We start from the raw sequence: 26,401 nt of genomic DNA, 5'->3' as shown, positions 1-26,401 counted from the left end.
ATACGAAGCGGCCACACGCCGCACCCGGCGACGTGACCGAGGTCATGCCCGCCGGCCAAACACCAGGTCGGGCGCGCCCCGCCGCCCTCAGCCGAGCGGGAGGTGGCTGTTGACCGCGCGAACGTCCGCGGCGAGTGCCGGGATCTCGACCACCTCGACGCCGGCCGCGGTCAACCGTTCGGCGCCGTCGCAGTCGACGAACAGCGACGGCTCGCGCCAGGCGAACACCACCCGGCCGATGCCGGCGGCGAGGATGAGCTCCGTGCAGGTCCGCGGCCGCGACGCCCGGGCGCTGCACGGCTCCAGCGAGCTGTACACCGTCGCCCCCGCCGGCTCGACGCCGGCACCGGGGTCGACACCGGCAGCCCGACCGACACCGGCAGCCCGACCGACACCGGCAGCCCGATCGCTGCCCGCGGCCCGATCGCTGCCCGCGGCCGGAGCGTCGGCGGGGGCGGCGAGTCGACGCAGCGCGACCTCCTCGGCGTGGTCGTGCGGTTCCTCCGCCCGGGAGTAGCCGTCGGCCAAAAGGGTCCCGTCGGCCGCCACGATCAGCGCGCCGACCGAGAACGCCGTGGACGACGGCGGGCAGCGGCGCCCCAGCTCGACCGCGCGGGCCAGCCAGTACCGGTCCCCGCCGGGTCCCGGGGGCGGGCCACCGGGAGTCGGCGAGCCGGGCATCGTCACGCCGGGTCGCCGACCGAACGGGAGACCGGCGGGGTCAGCCGAGGGGCGACCCGCAGCGCCTGGGCGCGCAGCTTCTCGACGGCCTCGCCGGGATCGTCGGCGCCGAAGACCGCCGTGCCGGCGACGAAGACGTCGACCCCGGCAGCCGCGGCCTGCTCGACGGTGTCCTCGTTGACCCCGCCGTCGATCTGCAGCCACAGGTCCAGGTTACGGTCGTCGATCAGGCGGCGAGCCGCCTCGATCTTCGGCAGCACCTCGGTCATGAACTTCTGACCCCCGAAACCGGGCTCGATCGTCATCAGTAGCAGCAGGTCGAAGCGGTGCAGGTCGTCGAGGTAGCGCTCAATCGGGGTGTTCGGCTTCACGGCGAGGCCGGTGCGGGCGCCGGCGGCCCGGATCGCCGCGGTCGTCCGCGGCAGGTCGGACACGGCCTCGGCGTGAATGGTCACGTTCGCCGCGCCGCGCTCGGCGTAGTCGGCGGCCCAGCGGTCCGGGTTCTCGATCATGAGATGGCAGTCGAGCGGCGTTTGCGTCGTCGACCGCAACGCCGTCACCACGTCCGGGGAAAACGCCAGGTTCGGGACGAAGTGGTAGTCCATGACGTCGACGTGCAGCCAGTCGGCCCTGCCCTCGACCGCGAGGGCGGCGTCGGCCAGTCGGCCGAAGTCCGCGGCGAGCAAGCTGGGATAGATCTGTGCGGTTGCCACCCCGCGAGACTATCGACCGAACCGGCGCACATCCCGACCCGTTCGACACCTTCGCGGTCGACACCTCCCCTTTCACACCTCCGCAATCGACACCTCCACGGTCGATACCTCGGCGGTCGACACCTCGGCGGTCGACACCTCGGCGGTCGACACCGCCGCGGTGGGAGCCTCCCCCTGGGAGCCTTCCCGCTCGGGACCTCCGCGCCCGGGACCGCTGCCGCGCGCCGGCCCCCGCCGGGCAGGCGACCGGCGGTCGCGGGGCCGGCGCCTGCCCACCGCGCGGGCTCAGTCCGGGTTACGGCGCAGCAGCGCCAGGAACATCGCGTCCGTGCCGTGCTGGTGCGGCCAGAGCTGGACGAACGGGCCGGATCCGAGCCCGTCGACCTCCGGCAGGCCGAGCCGCGCGTCGAGCACGGAGACATCGACCCGCTGGCCGCTCACCCGGCGGACCACCTCGACGGTCTCCGCCGGATGCGGAGAGCAGGTCGCGTACGCGACCACCCCGCCGGGTCGGACCAGGTCCAGCGCGGCGACGAGCAGGGCACTCTGCAACGGCACGAGAGCGGCCAGGTCGCCGGGGACACGCCGCCAGCGGGCCTCCGGGCGGCGCCGCAGCGCCCCGAGCCCGGTGCAGGGGACGTCGACGAGCACCCGGTCGGCGCTGCCCGTCGGCAGCGGGGCCGCCCGCCCGTCCGCGCGCACCACCCAGGCCCGCGGCTCCCCCGCCAGCGACCGGGCCACCAGCCCGGCCCGGGTCGCCCGCGGCTCCAGCGCGAGCAGGCTCGCGCCGGGACCCGACGCCACCTCGAGACCCGGCGCCACATCGAGACCCGACGGCGCCTCGAGACCCGACGGCGCCTCGAGACCCGACGGCGCCTCGAGACCCGACGGCGCCTCGAGACCCGACGGCGCCTCGAGACCCGACGGCGCCTCGAGACTCGACGAGAACCCGGGCCCGCCACCCGAGCGATCAGTGAGCAGGCCGGCGAGCAGGGCAGCCTTGCCCCCGGGGCCCGCGCACAGGTCGACGGTCAGCCCACGGTCCCGGCCGACCGTGGCCGTCCGGGCCAGGGCGAGCGCGACGAGTTGGCTGCCCTCGTCCTGTACTGCGGCGGCCCCGGACGCCACCGCCGGCAGCCGCGCGGGATCGCCGCCGTCGAGGCGCACCGCATACGGCGAGTAGGGGCCGGGTGCCGCGGTGAGCCCCTCCCCGGCGGCCTCGGCGAGCAGGCGGTCCCGGTCGGTGCGGCCGGGACGGGCGACCAGGTGCACCGCGGGCCGGGCGTCGTCGGCGACGAGCGCGGCGCGGGTCTCCTCGAGGTCGTCCCCGAGAGCCTCCGCGACGACCTCGACGATCCAGCGCGGATGGGTCGTCACCACCGCGAGGTGGCCGATCGGGTCGGTCTCGAAGCGGGGAGCGCCGAGCAGGACGGCGAGGTCCCCGCCCGTCTCCGCGATCCGGGCGGCCACCCGCCGCAGCACCGCGTTCGCGAACCGGACCGGACGCTCGCCGCTGGTCGCCCGGACGAGGTCCACGGTGCTGGCCACCGCGGCGCGGGCGGGCACTCGGGTGCGCAGCAGTTGATAGGCGCCGAGCCGCAGCGCGTCCCGCAGCGGCGGGTCGATGTCGTGCACGGGTCGACTCGTGGCCGTGTCGAGCAGCCCATCGAGGGTGCCCTGGGCGCGCAGCGCGCCGTAGGCGAGCTCGGTGACGAAGCCGCGATCGCGGGCCGGCAACCCGCTGCCGGCGAGCAGCGAGGGCAGGAGCAGGTTGGCATACGAACCACGCTCGTCGACCGCGCGCAGCACCTCCCAGGCCAGCAGGCGGGGCCGGTCGACGGCGGCAGGCGGGCGGGCACCACGGGTGCCCGGTGAGCCGGCCGGGCTCATGCGGCTCCCCCGCCGCCGGACGGCCTCCCCGCCGACGACACCTGCTCCGCCGACGACACCTGCTCCGCCGACGACACCTGCTCTGTCGACGACACCTGCTCTGTCGGCGCACGCAGGACGTCCTCGTCGGTCAGCCGCGCGCCTCGGGCCCAGTCGGCGGCCCTCATCGGCCCGCGGCCCTCGGGCCGCACCTCGCCGAGCAGCACCGGCGCCGTCCCGGTGCCCACGGCGACGGCGCCGTCGGCGAGCGCCGCCAGCCGGCCCGGCCCCAGCTCGTCCGGCACGTCCTGCGCCCCGACACGCACCGGACCGATCTTGATCCGCCGGTCCCGAAACACCGTCCAGGCTCCGGGCGCGGGTGCCGCCGCCCGGGTCAGCCGGTCCACCACGACCGCCGGCAGGGTCCAGTCGATCAACGCGTCCTGGGAGGTCAGCTTCGGCGCGAACGACACCCCCTCGGCGGGCTGGGGCACGGCCTGCAGGGTCCCGTCGTCGATGCCGTCCATGACCGCGGCGAGCAGGTGCGCCCCGGACTCCGCGAGCCGGTCGAGCAGGTCACCGGAGGTGTCGGTGGGGCGGACCCGCTCGGTGACGACGCCGAACACCGGGCCGGAGTCCATCGCCGGTTCGATCTGGAACACGCTGGCGCCGGTGAGATCGTCGCCGGCGAGCACAGTGCGCTGCACCGGGGCCGCGCCGCGATAGGCCGGTAGCAGCGAGAAGTGCAGGTTCACCCAGCCGTGGCGGGGGATCGCCAACGCCTCCCGGGGCAGCAGGGCGCCGTAGGCGACGACCGGGCAGCAGTCCGGCGCCAGGTCGGTGAGCGCCGCGAGGAAGTCCGGGTCACGCGGCCGCTCCGGACTGAGCACCGGGATGCCGGCCTCGTCGGCGAGCAGGTGCACAGGAGGCGGTTTGATCTTCCGGCCTCGGCCGGCGGGCCGGTCGGGCCGGGTGACGACCGCGACCACCTCGTGGCGCGGGCTGTCGATCAATGCCCGCAGGCTGGGCAGGGCGACCGCCGGTGTGCCGGCGAAAACAAGACGCATACGCGAGCACCGATCCGCCGCGACGCCATGCGGACGCCGCGGCCGTCTACGGGGGCAAAATCCGAGCTGTCCGGCCAGCCGGGGACCGTCCGCCGGCACCCAGGGCGGGGACACGGGCGGCGTCCTCGGGCCTGCCGCTGCCCGACCGTACCGCGGGCGGGCGCCGCTGTGGCGGACGGCCGGTCCCCGGCGGCGGACGGCAGCCCCCGGTGGCGGCCGGCCGCCGGCGGTGGGCGCGCGGTCAGCCGATGACAAGCGGGTCGAGTTGGACGCGCAGGCCGGCGGTGCTCCGGCGGGCGCCGAGGACGCCGCGAGCCTCGTGCAGGGCAGTGGCGAGAGCCGCGCCGCGCTCGCGGGGCACCCGGATGAGCAACCGCTCGATCTCGCCCATCTCGCCCACGCCGCCCCTCTCGCCCCCGTTGCCACCGCCTGGGCCGTCGACCGGCGCCGGGCCGTCGACCGGCCCGGGCGCGCCGGACCTCGGAGGGCCGGGACCGGCACTGAGACCGGGGTCGGGCCCGGCCGCGGAGTCGGGCCGGCCGCCACGCCGCCGGGCTCGGCCGCCCGGGGCTGCCGCCGCCCGCGCGGGGGGTGCGGGCGGCAGCGGCACGGGGCCCAGCAGGTCGGCGCCCTCGGGCAGACGGGTCACCGCGAGCAGCTCGGCGACAGCCGCGGCGCTGCCCTCCACGGTGGCCATCCGGGTCGCCGGCGGGAAGCCGAGTTCGGCGCGCTCGTCGGCCTCCCGGGCGGTGAAGGTCGCGGGATCCCAGCGGATCAGGGCCTGCACGACCGGGAGTCCGGCGTCGGCGGACACGATGACCCGCCCGCCGCGCGGCGCCGGGCGGGCCAGCGCCGCCGCCGCCGCCCAGCGCCGCAGGGTCGTCTCGGCGGCCCGCAGGTCGGGGCGGCCGAGCAGGGCCCAGCCGTCGAGCAGGAGCACGGCGCCATACCCACCGACCGCGACCGGCTCCGCGCCGGGGGTGGAGATGACGAGCGCCGGCTCGGCCGGGACGGCGGCGAGCACGCCGTCGCGACCCGAGGTCCGCACCGGGACGTCGGGAAAGGCCCGACCCAGCTCCTCGGCGGTGCGCCGGTCTCCCGTCACCGAGGCTCGCAGCCGCACGCTCGAACACGACGGACATCGCCAGACCGCCGCCCCGGCCGCGCCACCCCGGGCGGCGGCCCGGGGCTCGGGGCGGCGGGGGCTCGGGGCGCCGGGCTCGCGGACTCCGGACTCGCGGACTCCGGACTCGGAGGCTCGGGGCTCGGAGGCCGCCGGCCCGGGCGCGGTGGCGGTTCCCAGCGCGCCAGGAGCGGCGGGCACCGGGCGACCGCACCACTGGCAGGACAGCAGGCCGGCGCCGGAGGAGCGGCCCAGCGGACCCTGGCAGTGCCGGCAGCGGGCGGGACGCCGGCAGTCCGCGCAGGCCAGTGAGGGTTGGTACCCGCGCCGAGGAACCTGGACCAGCACCGGGGCGCCGGCGGCCAGGGCCTGGCGGGCCGTGCGGACCGCGAGCGACGGCAGCCGCGCGGCACGGGCGGCCGGATCGCGGGCGTACTCGTGGTCCGAGCCGGTCGCCTCGACCCGGGGGGCGAGCGCCCGGACCTCGGGCAGTGGCAGCACCAGCGGATGGGCCCAGCCGCCGCGGACGAGCGCCTCGGCCTCCGTCGTCGGGCAGAAGCCGCCGATCAGCAGGGCGCAGCCATCCTGACGGGCGCGCAGCACGGCGACGTCGCGGGTGTGCGGGTAGGGGGCCAGCGGCTCGGCGTGCAGCTCGTCCCCGTCGTCCCACACGACCAGCAGGCCGAGGTCGGCGACGGGGGCGAAGACCGCGGAACGGGTGCCCACGACGACCCGCGCCTGCCCGCGGCTGGCCGCGAGGAAGGCGCGGTACCGGCGCGACGGGCCGAGGTCGGCCCGCAGGGCGACGGTGGTCTCGCGCCCGACGACCTCGACCAGCGCGGCCTCGACCAGGTCGACGTCGCGGTGGTCGGGGACGACGACGACCGCGCCACGGCCCGACCGCACCGTGGCGCCGACTGCGGCCGCGATCATCGCCGGCCACGCGGGGCCGGGCGGCGCCCACCACACCGCGCGCGGTGATCGGCCGGCGGCCAGCGCCGCGAGCATCGACGGCCCGGCGGGATAGCGCGCCCATTCCTCCGGCCGCCCGCCGCCGGTCGCGCTGCCCGCCGGCGCCGACGGCGCAGCCCCATCGGCCACCCGAACCGGGATCGGGACTGACGACTGGGCGGTCTCGGGCGCCGCGGCGGCGTTCTCCGGCCGGGAGGAGGTGGTCTCGGGCGCCGTGGCGGCGGCGTCCGTCCGAGAGGAGACGGTCCCGGAGGTCGCGTCGGCAGCCTCCGGAAAGGAGGCGCTCTCGGACGTGCCGGCCGCGGGCACCGGCCGGGAGGCGTCCGTCTCCGGCGGGGAGGGGGCGGCCTCGGGCGCCGCGGTGGCGCTCCGCGGCGGGGCGGGGGTGGCCTCGATGCGGCCGTGGCGGGGTGGCACGGCGAGGCGAAGGACGTCGGCCAGCGTGCCGGCGTAGCGGTCCGCGACGGCGCGGGCGAGCCGGGCGATCGACTCGGACAGCACGGGCTCCGGCGAGACCGACCGCTCCAGCGGGGCCAGCCGGCCGGGATGCTCCGAGGCGGCCCGACGTTCCAGGACGAAACCGTCCACCTGCCGGCCGGCGAAGCGGACCCGGACCCGGGAACCGGGCACGGCCGTCGCGGCGAGATCGGCCGGGACGAGGTAGTCGAAGAGGCGGTCGAGGTGCGTCAGCGGGGTATCGACCGCGACCCTGGCCACGGGCAGCTCCGCGGCCGGCGGGGACGGCGTGCCGGGACCGCGGGCCCGCCCCGGGCCCCCACGCGCACCCGAGCCGGCGCGCGCTGCCTGGCCCCGGCCCGGCCGCGGCGGCGTCGGCCCGGCGGATTCGCGCGGCGGGGCAGCCGGTCCCGGACCACCCGCCGCCGGCCGATCCGCCTCGCCGCCCGCGGGGGTGGCGCGGCCGCGGCGGCCAGCCCCGACCGGCGGCCCGGCCGGCCCCGGGCCGAGGCCGGGGATCGTAGCGGGCTGCTTGGTCATGAGGGCATTAGTACCAGGTACCTCCGACAGGACCAGCCGGCCGCAGCCATCCCGGGCGGGCCCGCGCCGAGCGGCTCGCGGCGAGCGATCCACGCCCACCGGCGGCCGGCCGGCCGTGAACCGGCCGTGAAAGCGGAAGCCGGGCCGGTCCGGCGGTGCGGACCGGCCCGGCTTCCCAGGTCGTGCCAGGAGTGCGGTCGGAGCGTCAGCCCTTGACGGCGCGCTGGAGCGCCTCGGCGCGCGAGGTGGACTCCCAGGTGAAGTCGAGCTCGGGGCGGCCGAAGTGCCCGTAGGCGGCGGTCTGGGCGTAGACCGGGCGCAGCAGGTCCAGGTCGCGGATGATGGCGGCCGGGCGCAGGTCGAACACCTGGGTCACGGCGTCCTGGATCTGCTCCTCGGGGACCGTGCCGGTGCCGAAGGTCTCGACGAACAGACCGACCGGGTGCGCCTTGCCGATGGCGTAGGCGACCTGCACCTCGCAGGCGCTGGCGAGGCCGGCGGCGACGACGTTCTTGGCGACCCAGCGCATGGCGTAGGCGGCCGAGCGGTCGACCTTGGACGGGTCCTTGCCGGAGAAGGCGCCGCCACCGTGGCGGGCGTAGCCGCCGTAGGTGTCGACGATGATCTTGCGACCGGTCAGGCCGGCGTCGCCCATCGGGCCGCCGATCTCGAAGCGGCCGGTCGGGTTGACCAGCAGGCGGCGACCCTCGGTGGAGATCTCGAGCAGCGCCAGCTCCGGCTCGACGACGTACTCGGCGATGTCGGGCGCGAGCAGCGTGTCGAGGTCGATGTCGGCGGCGTGCTGGGTGGAGACGACGACCGTGTCGAGGCGGATGGGCTTGCCGTCGGCGTACTCGATGGTGACCTGGGTCTTGCCGTCCGGGCGCAGGTAGCCGACCTGGCCGTCCTTGCGGACCGCAGACAGCCGCCGGGCGAGGCGGTGGGCCAGCGCGATCGGCAGCGGCATGAGCTCGGGGGTCTGGTCGCAGGCGAAGCCGAACATCAGGCCCTGGTCGCCGGCGCCCTGACGGTCGAGCTCGTCCTCGCTGGAACCCTCGACGCGGGTCTCGTGGGCGGTGTCGACGCCCTGGGCGATGTCCGCGGACTGCGCGCCGATGGACACGCTGACCCCGCAGGAGGCGCCGTCGAAACCCTTCTTGGACGAGTCGTAGCCGATCTCCAGGATGCGCTCGCGGACGACCGAGGCGATGTCGACGTAGGTCTTGGTGGTGACCTCACCCGCGACGTGGACCTGGCCCGTCGTGATGAGCGTCTCCACCGCGACCCGACTCTTCGGGTCGTCCTTGATCATGGAGTCGAGGATCGAGTCGCTGATCTGGTCAGCGATCTTGTCCGGATGTCCCTCGGTGACGGACTCGGACGTGAACAGGCGCGTCGCCACTGGTCTAACCCCCTGGGAGATCCGGTTGATTCCGACGAAGCTTACCGAGGCGTCCGCACGGGTACCCGCACTGCCTCGCTGGACGTTCCGTTCCCGTGACCGGCCGGGAACTCCACCACGAGATCGAGGATCCGGTGCGCGACCAGATCCTTGCTCGCGCGCTCGATGGTCGTCTCCCGACCGTCTGCGGCTAGGACCACGGCGGCGTTGTCCGCCACCTCGAACCCGAGCCCGGCGCCGACCTGGTTGACGACGAGGAGATCGACGGGCTTGCGGGCGAGTTTCGCCCGCGCGTGGTCGAGAACTCCCCCGTCGGGACCGCCCGTCTCGGCGGCGAAACCGACCAGGAGCTGCCCCGGGCGGCGGTTCGCCACCAACTCGGACAAGACGTCAGGGTTTCGCACCAGGGCAATGGAGTCGGGCGTCGCGGATTCTTTCTTAATCTTGTACGCCTGAGTTGCCTGCGGCCGGAAATCGGCGACCGCGGCCGCCATCACGACGACATCCGCGGACGGCGCCTCCTCGTGCACCCGCTCCCGCAACTCGGCCGCGGAGGTGACCGCGATCGTGCGCGCCCCGGCCACCGCGGGCAGGGCGACGTTGGCCGCGACCACCGTCACCGCGGCCCCGCGGGCGAGTGCCGCCCGCGCCACCGCGTAGCCCTGGCGCCCGCTGGAGGCGTTGCCGAGAAAGCGGACCGGATCGAGGTACTCCCGAGTACCCCCGGCGGTGACCAGCACGTGCCGGCCGGCGAGGTCCGGGCGGACGCCGGCGGCCCCGCGGGCGAGCACCGCCATGCCGAGCGCGGCGATCTCCGCCGGCTCGGGCAGCCGGCCCGGCCCGGAATCGGCGCCGGTCAGCCGGCCGACGGCCGGGTCCAGCACCACCGCGCCCCGGGCCCGCAGGGTGGCCACGTTCGCCCGGGTGGCCGGGTGCTGCCACATCTCGGTGTGCATCGCCGGCGCGAAGACCACCGGACAGGTGGCTGTGAGCAGGGTCCCGGTGAGCAGGTCGTCCGCGCGCCCGGCGGCCGCGCGGGCCATGAGGTCCGCGGTCGCCGGGACGACAAGGACGAGGTCGGCCTCCCGCCCGATGCGGACGTGGGCGACCTCGTCGGCGTCGCTCCAGACATCGGTCGTGACCGGGTTGCCGGACAGCGCCGCCCAGGTCGTCTCCCCGACGAACCGCAGCGCGGACGGCGTGGGCACGACCCGCACCTCGTGCCCGGACTCGGTGAACCGGCGCAGCACCTCGACCGCCTTGTAGGCGGCGATGCCACCGGCCACGCCGAGCACGACCCGGGGCCGCCGGGCCGAGGCGCCTGCGGCGCCGGTGGGCTCATCGGTCACGGTCGGGTCAGGCTCGGTCACGGCCGGGTCAGGCGACCGGCGGGAGGCTGTCGGAGACGGTCTCGTGGGTGAGCAGGCCGGCGTTGATCTCGCGCAGCGCGATCGACAGCGGCTTCTCCTGGGCGTTGGTCGTCTCGACCAGCGGCCCGACGTACTCCAGCAGGCCCTCGCCGAGCTGCGAGTAGTAGGCGTTGATCTGGCGCGCCCGCTTGGCCGCGTAGATGACCAGGCTGTACTTCGAGTCGGTGGCCTCGAGCAGCTCGTCGATCGGCGGGTTGGTGATGCCTTCGGGGTGGGCTACGGTTCCGGCCACGATGTCCTTCCGGGGTGGGCGTCCGGGGCGGCGGCCGCCGTCCGGACCATGCTCCCGCACACAGGCCTGCGTGCACAGGCCGCCAAGCCGCCTGCGCCCGTACTCAGGCGCGTGAGGTGCGGCTTCGCGGCGCGGTACGAGCTGACCCGCACCTAGGAGCCGATCATCAATGCTACCAACCGCGCGGCCGCGGCCCGCACATCGTCGTTGACGACCACATGGTCGAACTCCGTCTCGGCCGCGAGCTCGATGCGAGCCCGGTCCAACCGGCGGGCGATGACCTCGGGTGACTCGGTCCCCCGGCCGGTCAGCCGCCGGACCAGCTCCTCGAACGTGGGTGGCGCGAGGAAGACGAACCGGGCGTCGGGCATCGCCGAACGCACCTGGCGGGCCCCGAGCAGCTCGATCTCCAGCAGGCACGGGACGCCGACGGCGAGCCGTTCCTGCAGGGGACCCCGCGGGGTGCCGTAGGCGTGCCCGGCGAACATCGCGTGCTCGACGAACTCGCCGGCCTTGACCATGCGGGCGAACTCCTCGGCGTCGACGAAGTGGTACTCGACACCGTCGGTCTCCCCGGGCCGGGGAGCCCGGGTGGTGGCACTGACCGAGACCCAGACCTCAGGATGACGTTGGCGGACGGCCGCGACGACCGTCCCCTTCCCGACTCCGGACGGCCCGGACAGCACTGTGAGACCCACGTCCCCAACCCTAGGGCCTCCGGGACGGCTGCCGCACAGCGGTCATCCGGCCACGGATGACCCAGGATGGGACTTGTTTCCCATGGACTTTCGGGTCGGGGGCCGGTAAAGAATGCCGGCCCCCGAACCGCTCGGAAGGTACCGCGGCTTCGCCGGAAGAACGTGAGTGAGACCACTCACCCGGCGATGCCGCGTCCCGCCAAGGCCCTACTCCGGTTGCCGGAGTGGATTTCCCACTCCGCCGGATCAGGCCGTTCCGAACTCCTCGAGGAGCGCGGCGCGCTGCTTCGCGCCGAGCCCTCTCAGCCGGCGGGTCGGACTGATCCCGAGCCGTTCTCGGATCTTCTGGGCGCGCACGCGCCCAACTCCGGGAAGTGACTCCAGAACAGCCGAAACCTTCATCTTGCCGACGACCTCATCGGCCTCGGCTTGTTCCAAGACGGCGGCCAGAGTGGTCTCCGCCTTCTTCAACCGCTCCTTGAGTTCCGCGCGCTGCTTACGAGCCAGCGCGGCTTTCTCGAGGGCGGCGGCCCTCTGCTCGGGCGTTAGGGGCGGCAGGGGCACGGGTACGCCTCCTCAATTCGGTGATCGCGCCGCGCAAACTAGCGAGGAAGTGGCTCCTCGGTCCAGCCTTGGCCACAACACTCTGATGCGGACATATTGTCCGCACAAGAGAAGGCTTTGACGGGACGAAAGGGGTGGCCCGCTCGTGCCGCACCCTTTCGGTCTACGACGGCCCCACCGTACCGCTTCGTACCGCACCAGGACGAACACACCCCGCCCTGACCACGGCCGTCAGCGAGGCGTAGGCCCCTGACCTGCGGAAATACTGTCCGCGACCACCTTCGCCGCTATGCCCAGATCGGTGGCTCGGGTGATGGGACGGCCCACCACGACCAGGTCCGCACCCGCCTCCAATGCCTCCCGCGGGGTCGCGATCCGAGCCTGGTCGGCCACCTCGGACCCCTCCGGACGCACGCCTGGCGTGATGAGAGTCACGTTGTCACCGAGCTCCGAACGGACCATTCGGACCTCCCGTGGACTGCACACAAGGGTGCGAGCCCCCGCCTCGACGGCGAGCACGGCGAGGCGGCGGACGGCGTCATCCGGCGGTCCGGCGAGCCCGACGGCGGTCAGCGCTGCCGCATCGAGCGAGGTGAGGACGGTCACAACGGCTACCTCGACCGTGGGGGCCGCGGCGATGGCCGCACGTATCATCGCCGCTCCCCCAGCCGCATGCACGGTGACGAATCGAGGCTGCAACGTGGCGACCGACCGCATTCCACCGGCGACCGTTGCCGGAATATCGTGCAGCTTGAGATCAAGGAACAGCTCGGGCGGGCCACCGGTCGCCTCTCCGGGCGCAGTGCCGGCCGCAACGGACCCAGCACCCTGCGCGGGCTCGGCGAGCAGGCCGGCCCCGCGCAGGGCCGTCACGATCGCCGGCCCCTCCCGGTAGAACAGCTCCAGCCCGATCTTGAGCACGGCGGCGTGCGGCGCGACCGCCGCGGCCCACCGAAGCGCGGTCGCGCCGTCCGGGGTGTCGAGCGCGACGGCCAGCGGCGCCCGACCCGCACGCGGGGTGAAGCGGGACGCGGCGCTCATCGACCGGTACGGGCGGGGTCGAGGTCGGCGTCGGACACCGCGCCCGGTCCGGCCGAGGTTTCCGGTCCCGGGTCGCCCGTCACCGGCCCGGTCGCACCCCTCTGCTCGGCGTCGCCCGCCGCCGAACCGGTCACACCGTTGCGCACGTCGCCGCCGGTGACCGGGTCTCTGGCCGTGGCCGCGTCGCCCGGCGACTGCCAGTCGACGCGCTCGGTCGGCAGCTCCTCGAAGCGCTCGGCCGGGCTGTCGATGCGCTCGGTCGGCTGCTCCTCGAAGGCTTCGATCGGCTGCTCGTCGAACGGCACGCCCGGATCTACGGCGCCCCTGAACTCCGTGGACGCGGCGCCCGTAGACACGGCGCCTTCAGCCACGGCGTCCGTAGGCCCAGAGTCTGTGGGCGCAGAGTCCGTAGGCCCAGAGTCCGCGGGCGCAGAGTCGGCGGGCGCGGGGGCAGGGGCCGTGGGCGCGGCGGGATCGGCGGCCGGGTCGTCCGCGCCGCCCCACGCCTCGCGCAGGGCGGCGTGGTACTCCTGCAGCGGCCGGACGCCCAGCTCCCCGCGGACCAGGGCCTCGATGCCCTGCACGCAGGCGGCGGCGCCCTGGATGGTGGTGATGCACGGCACTCCCGCGCTGACGCAGGCGGTGCGGATCTCGTAGCCGTCGAGCCGCGGGCCGACCCCCCACGGGGTGTTGATGACCAGATCGATCTGGCCCGAGGTGATCATCTCGACGCAGTCGAGCAGGCCCTCGGTCGGCGCCCGGTGCTTGCCGAGCACGACCGCCTTGACCCCGTTGCGCCGCAGGACCTGGGCGGTCCCCTCGGTGGCGTAGACGACGAAGCCGAGATCCGCGAGCCGCTTGATCGGGAAGATCATCGCCCGCTTGTCCCGGTTGGCGACCGAGACGAACACCCGCCCGTAGGTGGGCAGCCCGTTGTAGGCGGCGGCCTGCGACTTGGCGTAGGCGGTGCCGAAGCCGTCGTCGATGCCCATCACCTCGCCGGTGGACTTCATCTCCGGGCCGAGGATGGTGTCCACCCCGCGCCCGACGGCGTCGCGGAAGCGGCCGAAGGGCAGCACCGCCTCCTTGACCGCGATGTGCGAGTCCAGCGGCAGGGTGGCGCCGTCGCCGGTGCGCGGCAGCAGGCCCTCGGCGCGCAGCTCGTCGACGGTGGCGCCGAGCATCACCCGGGCGGCCGCCTTGGCCAGCGGCACCGCCGTCGCCTTGGAGACGAACGGGACGGTGCGCGAGGCCCGCGGGTTGGCCTCCAGCACGTAGAGGACGTCGGACTGCAGGGCGTACTGGACGTTGAGCAGTCCCCGCACGCCGACGCCGCGGGCGATCGCCTCGGTGGACGTGCGGATGCGCTCCAGGTCGGCGTGGCCGAGCGTGATCGGCGGCAGGGCGCAGGCCGAGTCGCCGGAGTGCACGCCGGCCTCCTCGATGTGCTCCATCACGCCGGCGAGGTAGAGCGTCTCGCCGTCGAACAGGGCGTCGACGTCGATCTCGACGGCGTCGTCGAGGAACCGGTCGACGAGGACGGGGTGCTCGGGGGAGATCGCCGTGGCCCGCTCGATGTAGTCGCGCAGCATGGAGTCGTCGTAGACGATCTCCATCCCGCGCCCGCCGAGCACATAGGAGGGACGGACGAGCACCGGGTAGCCGATCCGCTCGGCGACGGCTCGGGCCTCCGGGAAGGAGGTTGCCACCCCGTGCGGCGGCGAGGGCAGGCCGGCGTCGGCCAGCACCCGGCCGAACAGGCCGCGGTCCTCGGCCAGGTGGATCGCCGCGGGCGCGGTCCCGACGATCGGCACGCCCGCCTCGGCCAGCGCCGCGGCGATGCCCAGCGGGGTCTGGCCGCCGAGCTGGACGATCACCCCGGCCAGCGGGCCGGCCTGTTGCTCGGCGTGGACGACCTCGAGGACGTCCTCGACCGTCAGCGGCTCGACGTAGAGCCGGTCGGCGGTGTCGTAGTCGGTGGACACCGTCTCCGGATTGCAGTTGACCATGACGGTCTCGAACCCGACGTCGGACAACGCCATCACGGCGTGACAACAGGCGTAGTCGAACTCGATCCCCTGGCCGATGCGGTTGGGGCCGCTGCCGAGCACGATCACCCGCGGGCGGCCGCTCGGCGCCACCTCGGTCTCGCTGTCGTAGGCCGAGTAGTGGTACGGGGTCTCGGAGGCGAACTCGGCCGCGCAGGTGTCCACGGTCTTGAACACCGGCCGGATGCCGGACCGGTGCCGGAACGCCCGGACCACGTCCTCGGACGTGCCGAGCAGCTCGGCGAGCTGGGCGTCGGCGAAGCCGGCCCGCTTGGCCCGGCGGATGCCCGCCGGCGTGCGGGTGACGGCGGCGGCGGTCTCGTTCAGGAAGACGATCTGGTCGACGAACCAGGGGTCGATGCCGGTCACCCGGGTGACGTCCGCCGGGTAGGCGCCGGCGAGCAGCGCCTGCTGGACGGCCCGCAGCCGCCCGTCGTGCGGGACCCGGGTCGACTCCAGCAGGGTGGCCGCGTCGTCGGCCGGCGGGATGAACGAGAACACCGAGCCCGCCGACTCCATCGAACGCAGCGCCTTCTGCAACGCCTCGGCGAAGCTGCGGCCCACGCCCATCGCCTCGCCGACCGACTTCATCGTCGTCGTCAGCGTCGGATCGGCGCCGGGGAACTTCTCGAACGCGAACCGCGGCACCTTCACCACGACGTAGTCCAGCGTCGGCTCGAAGGCGGCGGGCGTGGTGCGGGTGATGTCGTTGGGGATCTCGTCGAGGGTGTAGCCGAGGGCGAGCTTCGCCGAGATCTTGGCGATCGGGAAGCCGGTGGCCTTGGACGCCAGTGCCGACGAGCGCGACACCCGCGGGTTCATCTCGATGACGATCTGCCGGCCCGTCGCCGGGTCGACGGCGAACTGGATGTTGCACCCGCCGGCGTCGACCCCGACGGCGCGCATGACCGCGATCGACATGTCGCGCATCGTCTGGTACTCGCGGTCGGTCAGCGTCATCGCCGGGGCGACGGTGATCGAGTCGCCGGTGTGCACGCCCATCGGGTCGACGTTCTCGATGGAGCAGACGACGACCACGTTGTCGGCGCGGTCGCGCATGAGCTCCAGCTCGAACTCCTTCCAGCCGAGGATCGACTCCTCGACCAGGACCTCGGTCGACGGGCTCGCCGCGAGGCCGTCGGCGGCCATCCGGGTGAGTTCGGCCGGGTCGTGGGCGAAGCCGCTGCCGGCGCCGCCGAGGGTGAAGCTCGGCCGCACGACCACGGGGTAGGCGAACTCCTCGCCCGCGGCCAGGCACTCCTCGACGGTGTGGCAGATCGCGCTGCGCGCCGTCTCGCCGCCGACGGCGGCGACGATGTCCTTGAACGCCTGCCGGTCCTCGCCGGCGCGGATCGCGTCGATGTTCGCGCCGATCAGCCGGACGCCGAAGCGGTCCAGGACGCCTGCGTCGTGCAGGGCGACGGCGGTGTTCAGCGCCGTCTGGCCGCCCATGGTCGCGAGGACGGCGTCGGGCCGTTCCCGCTCGATGATCTTGGTGACGATGTCCGGGGTGATCGGCTCGACGTAGGTCGCGTCGGCGATCTCCGGGTCCGTCATGATCGTGGCCGGGTTGCTGTTGACCAGGATGACCCGCAGGCCCTCCGCCCGCAGCACCCGGCACGCCTGGGTGCCGGAGTAGTCGAACTCGCAGGCCTGGCCGATGACGATCGGCCCGGAGCCGATCACCAGGACGCTGCTCAGGTCCTCGCGCCGGGGCATCAGGACTCCTCTCCGGCGACCGCGGCGCGGGCCTGACGGGCGGCGGCCATCAGGTCGCGGAACCGCTCGAACAGGCCGGCCGCGTCGTGGGGTCCCGGCGCGGCCTCCGGATGGAACTGCACGCTGAAGGCCGGCACGTCCAGGCACTCCAATCCCTCGACGACCTCGTCGTTGAGGCCGATATGGCTGGCCACGACCCGACCGAACGGCGTGTCCGTCACGCCGGTCAGCGGGGCGCTCACGGCGAAGCCGTGGTTCTGGCTGGTGACCGCGATGCGGCCGGTGGCCACGTCGCCGACGGGCTGGTTCACCCCGCGGTGGCCGTAGGTCAGCTTGTACGTCTCGAAGCCCAGGGCGCGGGCGAGCAACTGGTGGCCGAAGCAGATCCCGAACACCGGCACGTCGGCGCGCAGCACGGTGCGCAGGGCCTCGACGGCGTAGTCGGCGGTCGCCGGGTCGCCGGGGCCGTTGGACAGGAACACCCCGTCGGGTTCGAGGGCGAGCAGTTCCTCGCCGGTGGTCCGGGCGGGCAGCACGTGCACCTCGCACCCCAGCGCCGCCATGGCGGCGGGGGTGGCCCGCTTGATGCCGAGATCCAGCGCGGCGACCTTGAACTGCGCCGTGCCGGTCGCGGCCGGGACCACGTAGGGCTCCGGGGTGGAGACGACCGGGGCCAGATCGGCGCCGACCATCTCCGGCGAGCTGCGGACCCGGTCGAGCAGCGCGGCCAGCGCCGCGCTCTGCCCACCCTCGTCGGCGTCGGCGGCCGAGCCGCGGGCGGCCGAGTCGTCGGCGGGCGAGTCGTCGGCGGGCGAGTCGTCGGCCGGCATGCTGCTGATCCCGCAGCGCATCGCCCCGCGTTCGCGCAGGTGACGGGTCAGCGCCCGGGTGTCGATGCCACTGATGCCGACCACCCCGGCGGCGGCCAGCTCGTCGTCGAGGCTGCCGCGCGACCGCCAGCTCGACGGTCGCCGCGCCGGGTCGCGCACGACGAAGCCGGCGACCTGGATGCGGTCGGACTCGTAGTCGGCGTCGTTGACGCCCGTGTTGCCGATGTGCGGTGCGGTCATGATGACGATCTGGCCGTGAAACGACGGGTCGCTCAGCGTCTCCTGATACCCGGTCATCCCGGTGCAGAACACGGCTTCACCGAAGGTCTCGCCGATCGCGCCGTACGCCTCGCCGACGAAGCTGCGCCCGTCCTCCAGCATCAACACGGCGCGGGTCGGGTTCGCCCGGTCGGCCGGCCGGTTCGCCGGCGCCGCCGCGGGGACCGCGGGCTGGTCGCCGGCCGCGGAGCCGGGGGTCGTGGTGAGGGTGCTCACCGATCCTCCTTCAGCCTGCGCACCTCACCCAGTGGTGAGGTCAACGGGTCGACCGGTGACCGGCCGGGGTCGGACTGCTCGGGGCGGCCCAGGTCGCCGTAGCGCGGGTCCGCCGGATGGGGGTCAGAAGGGCGGGGGTCGGGCTGGCGGGAGGCTGGCCGGCGGGGGTCTGGGTGACGGGCGTCGGCGGGGCCGGCCGACCGGCGCGGGTCGCCGCGGCCGGGATCGGCCGGGCGCGGACCGCCGCGGCGGGGATCCGGCTGGTCGGCGTCCTGGTAGCGGAGCTCAGGGGTGCGGGGCTCAGGGGTGCGGGGGTCCCGGCGCCGCTGCGGGTAGTCGGGCCGGTCGGCGGCGCCCGGCCGCTCCCCGCGGGCCGCACCGCGCTCGCCGCGGCGCAGCCGGGGGCCGGTGCGGATCGCCGGCATCTCCTCGGTGGGCTGGCCCGAGCCCGGCCGGGGCGGCGGGCCACCGCCCGGTCCCGGGGCCGCGGCCCGCGGGCGCAGCCGGGGTCGCATCCGCGGCACCGCGTGCGGCGAGGTGACGTCACCGGAGGCCAGGTGGGCCGGCGGCGGGCCGATGAGGTCGTGCACGGCGCGGACCACCTTGGGCTGGCGCGCCCGGTCCTCCCCGCGGAAGCCGGTCTCCAGTTCGTGCCCGCCGTACGACCAGGCGATCACGATCAGGCGTCCCGGCGCGGAGACCTTGCCGGCGTGGGCCCGCTCCAGCCGGGCGCCGCGGACGGCGTCCCGGGGGATCCAGAACGCGTCGCTGCCGCGATCCACCCGTACTCCGGTCTCATACACGCTGACGTACCCGCCGGTCCGCCCGCCCAGGCCGTGCGCGGCGATCCGCTCCAGCCAGTGGCCGGCGTCGACGGTGCCGAGGTACATCCCGCGCAGCGGGGCGGCGAAGACCGTGCCGGGCTCGGCCGGCGGGTCGGGCAGCTCGGGTAGATCCTCCTCCTGCTGGTCGGCCTTGGTGCGCCAGGCCCGCAGCATCGCCCCCACCACCGCGACGAACAGCAGCAGCAGGCCCACCACGAGCAGCAGGTGCAGGCCCAGGCGGTCCGGTCCCCGGCCCGCGGCGAGGACGACCGGTCCTGGGGCGGCGGGTGAGTCGGCGAACGGCGAGGCGGCTGCCAGCGAGACAGTCATACGACCTTCCCGTCGAGCACGGTGGGTCGGCCTCGCAGGAACGTGGCGCGGATCGCTCCCGGCAGAGACCGCCCCGCATAGGGGGTGTTGCGGCTGCGGCTGGCAAGCGTGTCCGCCTCGACGACCCGCCACGGTGACGGGTCGAGCAGCGTCACGGTCGCGGGCGCACCCACCGCTATGGAACTCCACCCCTCGGCCGCCGGTCGCGGCAGGCCACCGATGCGGGCCGGGGCCAGGGCCATCCGGTCGGCGACGCCGGCCCAGTCGAGGTGGCCGGGGATGACCATCGTCTCCATCACCACCGACAGCGCGGTCTCCAGGCCCAGCATGCCGGGCCGGGCCGCGGCCCACTCGGTCTCCTTGTCCTCCAGCGCGTGCGGGGCGTGGTCGGTCGCCACACAGTCGATCGTCCCGTCGGCGAGGCCGGCGCGCAGCGCGGCGACGTCCTCGGCGGTCCGCAGCGGCGGGTTGACCTTGTAGACCGGGTCGTACGAGCTGACCAGGTCGTCGGTGAGCAGCAGGTGGTGCGGGGTGACCTCGGCGGTGACCTGCCAGCCCTTCGCCTTCGCCCAGCGGATGAGCTCCACCGAGCCCGCGGTGGAGACGTGGCAGACGTGCAGCCGGGAACCGACGTGCCCGGCCAGCAGCGCGTCCCGGGCGATGATCGCCTCCTCGGCGACCGCGGGCCAGCCGGGCAGGCCCAGCCGGGCGGCCACGACCCCCTCGTTCATCTGGGCGCCGGCGGTCAGCTTCGGCTCCTCGGCGTGCTGGGCTATCACCCCGTCGAACGCCTTGACGTACTCCAGCGCCCGGCGCATGAGCAGGGCGTCGGACACGCAGTGCCCGTCGTCGGAGAACACCCGCACCTCGGCCGCGGATGTCGCCATCGCGCCGAGTTCGGCCAGCCGCTCCCCCGCCAGCCCGACCGTGACCGCGCCGACCGGCCGCACGTCGCAGTGGCCGGCGTCGAGCCCGAGCCGCCAGACCTGCTCGACGACGCCCGCGGTGTCGGCGACCGGGTTGGTGTTCGCCATGGCGAACACGGTGGTGTAGCCGCCGAGCGCCGCGGCCCGGGTGCCCGACTCGACCGTCTCGGCATCCTCCCGACCCGGTTCGCGCAGGTGGGTGTGCAGGTCGACCAGGCCCGGCAGCATGATCAGGCCGTCGGTGTCCAGGACGGTCGTGCCGGCGGGCAGGCCCTCGGAGTCCGGGCCGGTCGAGCCCGCGGGCCGCCAGGCCGCCACGACCCCGTCGGCGAGCAGCACGTCGACGGGATCCCCGCCGAGCGGGCGGACCCGGCGCAGCACCCAGGACTGGCCCGAGCCCCCCGCCGCCCCACCGACCGGACCCCCCGCGCCACCCGCACCCGCACCCGCACCCGCCGTCATGAGACCTCCCCGGAACCGCCCAGCAGCAGATACAACACGGCCATCCGCACGCTCACCCCGTTCGCCACCTGCTCCACCACCGTCGACCGGTCGGAGTCGGCGACCCGAGAGGCGATCTCCATCCCGCGCACCATCGGCCCCGGATGCATGACCAGGGCGTGCTCGGGCAGGGTCGCGGCCCGGTCGACGTCCAGCCCGTAGCGGCGGCTGTATTCCCGCTCGGTGGGGAAGAACGCCGCCGACATCCGCTCCCGCTGGACCCGCAGCATCATCACCACATCGGTCTTGGGCAGCACCGCGTCCAGGTCGTACGACACCTCGACCGGCCACGAGGAGACACCGATAGGCAACAGCGTCGGCGGGGCCACCACCGTCACACTGGCGCCGAGGGTGGCAAGCAGCCAGACGTTGGACCGCGCCACCCGGGAATGCAGCACGTCGCCGACGATCGTGACGGCGAGCCCCTCGACCCGACCGAGCCGCCGGCGCATGGTGAACGCGTCGAGCAGCGCCTGGGTCGGATGCTCGTGGGTGCCGTCGCCGGCGTTCACGACGCTGCCGCGCACCCAGGTGGCCAGCCGGTGCGGCGCGCCGCTGGCGGAATGCCGGCAGACCACCGCGTCGGCGCCCATCGCCTCGAGGGTCTGCGCGGTGTCCTTCAGGCTCTCGCCCTTCGACACGCTTGACCCGCGCGCCGAAAAATTGATCACATCGGCCGACAGTCTCTTGGCGGCTACCTCGAAGGACGTGCGGGTACGGGTGGAATCCTCGAAGAAAAGGTTGACCACGGTGCGGCCCCTCAGGGTCGGCAGCTTGCGGACCGACGCCTCGGCGACCCGCGCCATCCGTTCCGCGGTGTCCAGCACCAGCAGCGCGTCATCCCGGCTGAGGTCCTCCGTCGACAGCAGGTGCCCCTTCATACCCGACCTCCGTTCCCCGCCCACGGGTCCGCCGCCCCCGCGCGCCCGCGCTCGGCGACCGAGCGCCGGGTCACGGCCGGTCTCCCGGGTCCGCCGCGCCCGCCGCGGCGCCGGTCGGGCCGGCGTCGGGCGAGACGATGAGCACGCCGTCGGCGCCGTCGATCTCTCGCAGCCGGACGGCCACCGACTCGCGACGCGAGGTCGGCATGTTCTTCCCGACGTAGTCCGCGCGGATCGGCAGCTCGCGGTGGCCCCGGTCGACGAGGACGGCGAGCTGGACCGTGCGGGGGCGGCCGTAGGCGGCCAGCGCGTCGAGCGCGGCACGCACCGTGCGGCCCGAGTAGAGGACGTCGTCGACGAGGATGACCACCCGGCCGTCGACCCCGCCGTCGGGAATTTCGGTCACCTCCAGTGGCCGAACCCCGCGCAGTCGCAGATCGTCGCGGTACATCGTGGGGTCGAGCGAGCCGACAGGAAGATCCACTCCCTCGACGGCCTGTACTCGCTGTGCCAGACGATGTGCGAGGGGTACCCCTCGGGTGGGTACCCCGAGCAGCACGACACCGGCACCACCGGAGGTCTTCTCGAGGATCTGGTGCGCCATCCGACTGACGATCCGGGTGATGTCGTCGGCGGACAGTACTGTCCGGGCAATGCCGGGACGGCGCGATGCGGGGTCGCTCGCGGCGGCAGAGGCCACGCGGCATCCCTCCTTCCCCGCCTCACGGGACGGTCCTTAAAGGAGCGGTCTCAGCGACGTTACCAGGGCACTCCGGACGAGTGAGGGTCTCGCGGCAAGGGCCCGCCGACCCCCGTCCGGTCGCCTGACTCCGTCCGCGCCCCCGGTTCGCCGGCCCGTGCGGATTGTTGCCGCGCCAACTATCATCGCCAAGCCGTGACTGCACGTCACCGGGTTCACTTCCGCATGCGCCGATACGGCGATCGGCGGAAGTTCCCGCCGGGCAGGCGTAGGGCGCAACCGGAGGGCTACAGAAAGTGGTACAAAGAAAGAAGCGACACGACCCCCCGGGTGTCGAGCCTCAACCCGGCGGGCACTACTATCGGTAACCGCCGGCGGCACGAGCCCCGGTTCCAACTGATCGACCACGACAGGAGTGGGCACTCCGATGTCCGACTATGCGAAGGCGCTCGGTGCTCGGCTGCGCGCGATACGCACCCAGCAGGGGCTCTCGCTTCATGGCGTCGAAGAGAAGTCGCACGGTCGGTGGAAAGCCGTCGTCGTCGGTTCCTACGAACGTGGGGACCGCGCCGTCACCGTACAGCGTCTCTCGGAGCTCGCGGAGTTCTACGGCGTTCCGGTCGGGGAGCTTCTTCCCGAGGGTTCCACCGTCGCCCCGCTGGAGCAGTCTCCGCGGATCGTCCTCGACCTCGAGCGCCTTTCCCAGGTGCCCAAGGAGCAGGGCGGACCGCTCGCGCGGTACGCGGCTACCATTCAGAGCCAGCGCGGCGACTACAACGGCCGGGTTCTCTCCATCCGCTACGAGGACCTGCGTTCCCTCGCGGTGATCTACGACACCTCCCCCAGCAAGCTCACCGAACAGCTCGTCTCGTGGGGCGTGCTGTCCCCGGAGCAGGGCGCGGACGCCACCGCTTCCGACGTCTGACAACCACGCGGGGCTTCACCGACAGCGCACCAACCAGCGGTTCCAGCAGCATCAACGTTCCAGCACGGCCAGCGGTTCCAGCACAGCACCAGCGGTTCCAGCACCACCAGCGTTGCAGCACCAGCACCAGCACCAGCAGCGTTGCAGCACCACCAGCGTTCCGGCACCACCTAGCGTCGCAGCACCATCAGCAGTCTCGTTCGTGGCACAGCAGCTTCAGCTCGATGTGATCGCGGGTCGGCTTTCGGGGTCTCCGGCCGGCCGTACGCGAGTGGCACACAGGCAGCCGGGGGTACCCCGGTACGTCGCTGGGGCGACGTACCGGGCACGCCGATCGCGGCACCGGCCAACCCGGCAGGTCAGGACGCCCGGCCCGGCCCGGTGTCCGGACCCGGCGGGGCCGGGCGGCCCGCCGCCGGGACCTCGCCCGCGGCCGGGACCTGCCCTGCCGCCGCCTGTTCGGCCGTCACCGGCACCGCCCCGGCGTCGACCAGGCTGCCGAGCAGGCCGTTGACGAACATCGGCGATCGGTCGGTGGACAGGTTCTTCGCGAGTTCCACCGCCTCGTCGATGACGACCCGGGGCGGAACGTCGGGCCGCCACAACAGCTCCAGCACGGCGATCCGCAGGATGTTGCGGTCGACCGGGGGCATGCGCTCCAGCGTCCAGCCCTCGGCGTGCCGGCCGATCCGCTCGTTGATCTCCCGCCAGTGCTCGACGACGCCCCTGACCAGCCCCTCGGCATACTCCGAGACGGGCGGGTCGGCCTGGGCGCGCCGGGCGGCGAGGATCTCCGGGACGGCGACGCCGCGCACGTCCGCCTCGAACAGGATGTCCAGCGCGCGCTTGCGGGCCTTGGACCTGGCGCTCAGCTCGTCACCCGGCCCAGATAACGGCCGTCGCGGGTGTCGACCTTGACCTTCTCGCCGGTCGTGATGAACAGCGGCACGTTGATCGTCGCCCCCGTCTCCAGGGTCGCGGGCTTCGTGCCGCCGGTCGAACGGTCGCCCTGCACGCCCGGGTCGGTCTGGGCGATGGTCAGCTCGACGCTGGCGGGCAGCTCCACGTAGAGCGGGGCGCCGTCGTGCAGCGCGACGGTGGCGACGGTGTTCTCCAGCATGTAGTCGGCGGTCGTGCCGACGACTTCGGGCGGGATCGGGATCTGGTCGTAGGACTCGCTGTCCATGAAGACGAACTCGGCGCCGTCCCGGTAGAGGTAGGTCATCTCGCGCCGGTCCACGGTCGCGACCTCGACCTTGACGCCGGCGTTGAAGGTGCGGTCGACGACCTTCCCGGTGAGCACGTTCTTCAGGGTCGTGCGGACGAACGCCCCGCCCTTACCCGGCTTGACGTGCTGGAAGCCGACGACGTTCCACAACACCCCGTCGATGTCGAGCGTCATGCCGTTCTTCAGGTCGTTGCTGGTCGCCACTGCGCGCGTTCTCCCGTTCGGTTGCCGTGCATCGGCACGGCGGATCGTCGTCGTGCTGAAGCCTAGAGTCATCGGGTCGCACGCACCGCGGCGACCCTGCCGGCCGCGACCGCCCGCCCGGAACCGCTGCCGGTCCCTGCGCGGCGGCGATCAGCCAGGCCGCGACAAGTCTACCGAGCCCAGGCGCCCGGCGACCCGGGGCAGCGGTGCGTTCAGGGTGCGTCGGGCAGCGCCAGGCCGTCGGAAGCGACCGCCGTGAACGCGGCGATCAGCAGGCCGGTGTCCGGATTGTCGAGGATGACGGTCTCGCCCTGAGCGGTCAGACCGATGAAACGCAGCCGGCGGCCGCGGGACTTCTTGTCCACGCGCATGGCGTCGAGCAGTGCCGGCCACCGGTCGCCGCGGTAGGTCACCGGCAGGCCGATGCGGGTCAGCAGCTCGCGGTGCCGGTCGGCGGTGGCGTCGTCGAGGCCGGCGACGAGCCGCGACAGCTCCGCCGCGAACACCATGCCCACCGAGATCGCCGCGCCGTGCCGCCAGGTGAAGTGCTCGACCTTCTCGATCGCGTGGCCGAGGGTGTGGCCGTAGTTGAGGATCTCTCGACGGCCGGCCTCCCGGGGGTCGCCGGACACGACGTCGGCCTTGACCCGGACGGACCGTTCGACCAGTTCGGGCAGGTGCGCGGCGCCCGTGGGGTCGTCGTCGAGCAGGTCGAGGATGGCGGCGTCGGCGATGAACCCGGTCTTGACCACCTCGGCGAGCCCGGCGCGCACCTCGACGGCCGGCAGCGTGGCCAGCGCGGCGAGGTCGCACAGGACGGTCAGCGGCTGGTGGAACGCCCCGACCAGGTTCTTGCCCGCGTCGATGTCGATGCCGGTCTTGCCGCCGACGGCCGCGTCGACCATGCCGAGCACGGTGGTCGGCACCTGGACGACGTCCACCCCCCGCAGCCAGCTCGCGGCGACGAACCCGGCCAGGTCGGTCACGGTGCCGCCACCGAGACCGATGATCACGTCGTCCCGGGTGAAGCCGATCCGACCGAGGACGTCCCAGCAGAAGCCGGCGATGCGTAGCTGCTTGGCCTCCTCGCCGTCGGGCACCTCGACCGCGTGCGCCTCGACCCCCGCGTTCGCCCGCAGGTCCGCGACGACGGCGTCCGCCGTGGTCCGCAGCGCCGCCGGATGGATCACCGCGGCGCGGGTCCGCCCGGCGACCGTCTCCGCGAGATCGCCGAGCAGCCCCTCACCGAGCACGACGTCGTAGGCCCGCTCGCCGCCGGGACGGACCGGGATCCGTACGACGTCGGACACCCTCGCCTGCACACTCACCGTGGAATCCTCACTGACGCCCCCGTAGCCGGCGGCGCGGGCAGTTCCGCCAGGGCGGCGGCGACCAGATCGGCGACCTCGTCCGGCTCGCGGCCGGCGGTGTCGATGACGACCGCCGCCACCTCGGCGTACAGCGGCTGGCGGGCCTTGAGCAGGGCGGCGAGCCGGGCGCGCGGCCCCTCGACGAGCAGCGGCCGGTCGCGCGCGAGGCCGACCCGGCGCACCGCGTCGGACACGCCGACCTCCAGGTAGACGACCCGGTGACCGGCGAGCAGCGCCCTGGTGTCGGCGGCGAGGACCGCCCCGCCGCCCAGGGCGACGATCCCGCGGTGCTCGGCGAGCGCGGCGGCCACCGCCCGCGCCTCCGCGGCCCGGAAGTACTCCTCGCCGAACTCGATGAAGATGTCGGCGACGCTGCGGCCGAGCTCCGCCTCGACGTCCGCGTCGGTGTCGCGGAACCCGACGCCCCACCGCTGCGCGAGCCGGGTTCCCACCGTCGTCTTGCCCGCGCCGGGCGCCCCGACCAGGACCGCGCGCGGCCCGGCCGACGCCGCCGGCGCCGCCTCCCCAACCATGATCCTGTTTTACCCCGTCTGCAGTTCTGCCCGACGACCGGTGGATGGCCCGATCAGCGGATGTCCCGAACCAGTGGATGACCCCGACCGGCGGATAAC

The 26,401-nt window shown here is 74.2% G+C and carries 22 protein-coding genes; 1 reads left to right on the top strand and 21 read right to left on the bottom strand.

What is annotated here, in order from left to right:
• Nucleotides 1-87: 87 nt before the first annotated feature.
• The 17 genes from AC5R91_RS27345 to pyrR form a co-directional block, all read right to left on the bottom strand.
• Nucleotides 88-681, bottom strand: a complete 594-nt coding sequence (locus AC5R91_RS27345) for a cytidine/deoxycytidylate deaminase family protein (protein WP_495398071.1) — start codon at nt 679-681, stop codon at nt 88-90.
• Between the two features lie 2 nt (nt 682-683).
• Nucleotides 684-1,394 (bottom strand): ribulose-phosphate 3-epimerase, encoded by a 711-nt coding sequence (gene rpe / locus AC5R91_RS27340; protein ID WP_495394154.1) that lies wholly within the window; start codon nt 1,392-1,394, stop codon nt 684-686.
• 285 nt (nt 1,395-1,679) lie between these two features.
• Nucleotides 1,680-3,284 carry an RsmB/NOP family class I SAM-dependent RNA methyltransferase gene (locus AC5R91_RS27335; RefSeq protein ID WP_495394153.1) on the bottom strand — a complete coding sequence of 535 codons (1,605 nt, stop codon included), beginning with the start codon at nt 3,282-3,284 and terminating at the stop codon, nt 1,680-1,682.
• A complete protein-coding gene (fmt, locus tag AC5R91_RS27330; RefSeq protein ID WP_495394152.1) occupies nt 3,281-4,330 on the bottom strand; it encodes a methionyl-tRNA formyltransferase in 1,050 nt (349 codons plus the stop codon). The genes AC5R91_RS27335 and fmt overlap by 4 nt, the downstream gene beginning before the upstream one ends.
• A 241-nt stretch (nt 4,331-4,571) precedes the next feature.
• Nucleotides 4,572-7,421, bottom strand: coding sequence for a primosomal protein N' (locus AC5R91_RS27325; RefSeq protein WP_495394151.1), 2,850 nt, complete (start codon nt 7,419-7,421; stop codon nt 4,572-4,574).
• A gap of 205 nt (nt 7,422-7,626) precedes the next feature.
• Nucleotides 7,627-8,823: a methionine adenosyltransferase gene (metK, locus tag AC5R91_RS27320; RefSeq protein ID WP_495394150.1), complete on the bottom strand. Its 1,197-nt coding sequence runs from the start codon at nt 8,821-8,823 to the stop codon at nt 7,627-7,629.
• A 41-nt stretch (nt 8,824-8,864) separates the two neighbouring features.
• Nucleotides 8,865-10,172, bottom strand: a complete 1,308-nt coding sequence (gene coaBC / locus AC5R91_RS27315; protein WP_495394149.1) for a bifunctional phosphopantothenoylcysteine decarboxylase/phosphopantothenate--cysteine ligase CoaBC — start codon at nt 10,170-10,172, stop codon at nt 8,865-8,867.
• A gap of 28 nt (nt 10,173-10,200) precedes the next feature.
• Nucleotides 10,201-10,485 (bottom strand): DNA-directed RNA polymerase subunit omega, encoded by a 285-nt coding sequence (gene rpoZ / locus AC5R91_RS27310; protein WP_009742799.1) that lies wholly within the window; start codon nt 10,483-10,485, stop codon nt 10,201-10,203.
• A 152-nt stretch (nt 10,486-10,637) separates the two neighbouring features.
• The gene (gene gmk, locus AC5R91_RS27305) at nt 10,638-11,183 is read right to left on the bottom strand and encodes a guanylate kinase (RefSeq protein WP_495394148.1); all 546 of its coding nucleotides are present in this window, start codon (nt 11,181-11,183) and stop codon (nt 10,638-10,640) included.
• Nucleotides 11,184-11,429: 246 nt separating this feature from the next.
• On the bottom strand, nt 11,430-11,747 hold the full coding sequence (mihF, locus tag AC5R91_RS27300) for an integration host factor, actinobacterial type (RefSeq protein WP_009742797.1): 318 nt from the start codon (nt 11,745-11,747) through the stop codon (nt 11,430-11,432).
• Nucleotides 11,748-11,978: 231 nt separating this feature from the next.
• Nucleotides 11,979-12,788 (bottom strand): orotidine-5'-phosphate decarboxylase, encoded by an 810-nt coding sequence (gene pyrF / locus AC5R91_RS27295; protein ID WP_495394147.1) that lies wholly within the window; start codon nt 12,786-12,788, stop codon nt 11,979-11,981.
• A complete protein-coding gene (gene carB / locus AC5R91_RS27290) occupies nt 12,785-16,555 on the bottom strand; it encodes a carbamoyl-phosphate synthase large subunit (RefSeq protein WP_495394146.1) in 3,771 nt (1,256 codons plus the stop codon). Before carB ends, pyrF begins: the two co-directional genes overlap by 4 nt.
• Nucleotides 16,555-17,880 carry a glutamine-hydrolyzing carbamoyl-phosphate synthase small subunit gene (gene carA / locus AC5R91_RS27285; RefSeq protein ID WP_495394145.1) on the bottom strand — a complete coding sequence of 442 codons (1,326 nt, stop codon included), beginning with the start codon at nt 17,878-17,880 and terminating at the stop codon, nt 16,555-16,557. Before carA ends, carB begins: the two co-directional genes overlap by 1 nt.
• Nucleotides 17,877-19,034, bottom strand: coding sequence for a PH-like domain-containing protein (locus AC5R91_RS27280; protein ID WP_495394144.1), 1,158 nt, complete (start codon nt 19,032-19,034; stop codon nt 17,877-17,879). The genes carA and AC5R91_RS27280 overlap by 4 nt, the downstream gene beginning before the upstream one ends.
• Nucleotides 19,031-20,422 (bottom strand): dihydroorotase, encoded by a 1,392-nt coding sequence (locus AC5R91_RS27275; RefSeq protein WP_495394143.1) that lies wholly within the window; start codon nt 20,420-20,422, stop codon nt 19,031-19,033. The genes AC5R91_RS27280 and AC5R91_RS27275 overlap by 4 nt, the downstream gene beginning before the upstream one ends.
• On the bottom strand, nt 20,419-21,342 hold the full coding sequence (locus AC5R91_RS27270; RefSeq protein WP_495394142.1) for an aspartate carbamoyltransferase catalytic subunit: 924 nt from the start codon (nt 21,340-21,342) through the stop codon (nt 20,419-20,421). The genes AC5R91_RS27275 and AC5R91_RS27270 overlap by 4 nt, the downstream gene beginning before the upstream one ends.
• A gap of 70 nt (nt 21,343-21,412) precedes the next feature.
• Complete coding sequence (pyrR, locus tag AC5R91_RS27265; protein ID WP_495394141.1) at nt 21,413-22,042, bottom strand: bifunctional pyr operon transcriptional regulator/uracil phosphoribosyltransferase PyrR; 630 nt, start codon at nt 22,040-22,042, stop codon at nt 21,413-21,415.
• A 427-nt stretch (nt 22,043-22,469) separates the two neighbouring features.
• On the opposite strand from pyrR, the gene bldD reads away from it, so the two are divergent.
• Complete coding sequence (bldD, locus tag AC5R91_RS27260; protein ID WP_009742788.1) at nt 22,470-22,967, top strand: transcriptional regulator BldD; 498 nt, start codon at nt 22,470-22,472, stop codon at nt 22,965-22,967.
• A gap of 359 nt (nt 22,968-23,326) precedes the next feature.
• Here the strand turns inward: bldD and nusB are convergent, their stop codons facing one another.
• From nusB to AC5R91_RS27240, 4 genes are all read right to left on the bottom strand, one after another.
• Complete coding sequence (gene nusB, locus AC5R91_RS27255; protein ID WP_495394140.1) at nt 23,327-23,782, bottom strand: transcription antitermination factor NusB; 456 nt, start codon at nt 23,780-23,782, stop codon at nt 23,327-23,329.
• Nucleotides 23,783-23,835: 53 nt separating this feature from the next.
• Nucleotides 23,836-24,399 carry an elongation factor P gene (gene efp, locus AC5R91_RS27250; RefSeq protein WP_495394139.1) on the bottom strand — a complete coding sequence of 188 codons (564 nt, stop codon included), beginning with the start codon at nt 24,397-24,399 and terminating at the stop codon, nt 23,836-23,838.
• A 212-nt stretch (nt 24,400-24,611) separates the two neighbouring features.
• The gene (aroB, locus tag AC5R91_RS27245) at nt 24,612-25,727 is read right to left on the bottom strand and encodes a 3-dehydroquinate synthase (RefSeq protein WP_495394138.1); all 1,116 of its coding nucleotides are present in this window, start codon (nt 25,725-25,727) and stop codon (nt 24,612-24,614) included.
• The gene (locus AC5R91_RS27240; RefSeq protein ID WP_495394137.1) at nt 25,724-26,302 is read right to left on the bottom strand and encodes a shikimate kinase; all 579 of its coding nucleotides are present in this window, start codon (nt 26,300-26,302) and stop codon (nt 25,724-25,726) included. Before AC5R91_RS27240 ends, aroB begins: the two co-directional genes overlap by 4 nt.
• Nucleotides 26,303-26,401: the final 99 nt, after the last annotated feature.

It is taken from the genome of Frankia sp. BMG5.60 (assembly GCF_059428125.1).
The sequence above is the reverse complement of the archived record's forward strand: the minus strand, read 5'-3'. Positions and strand labels throughout refer to the sequence as shown.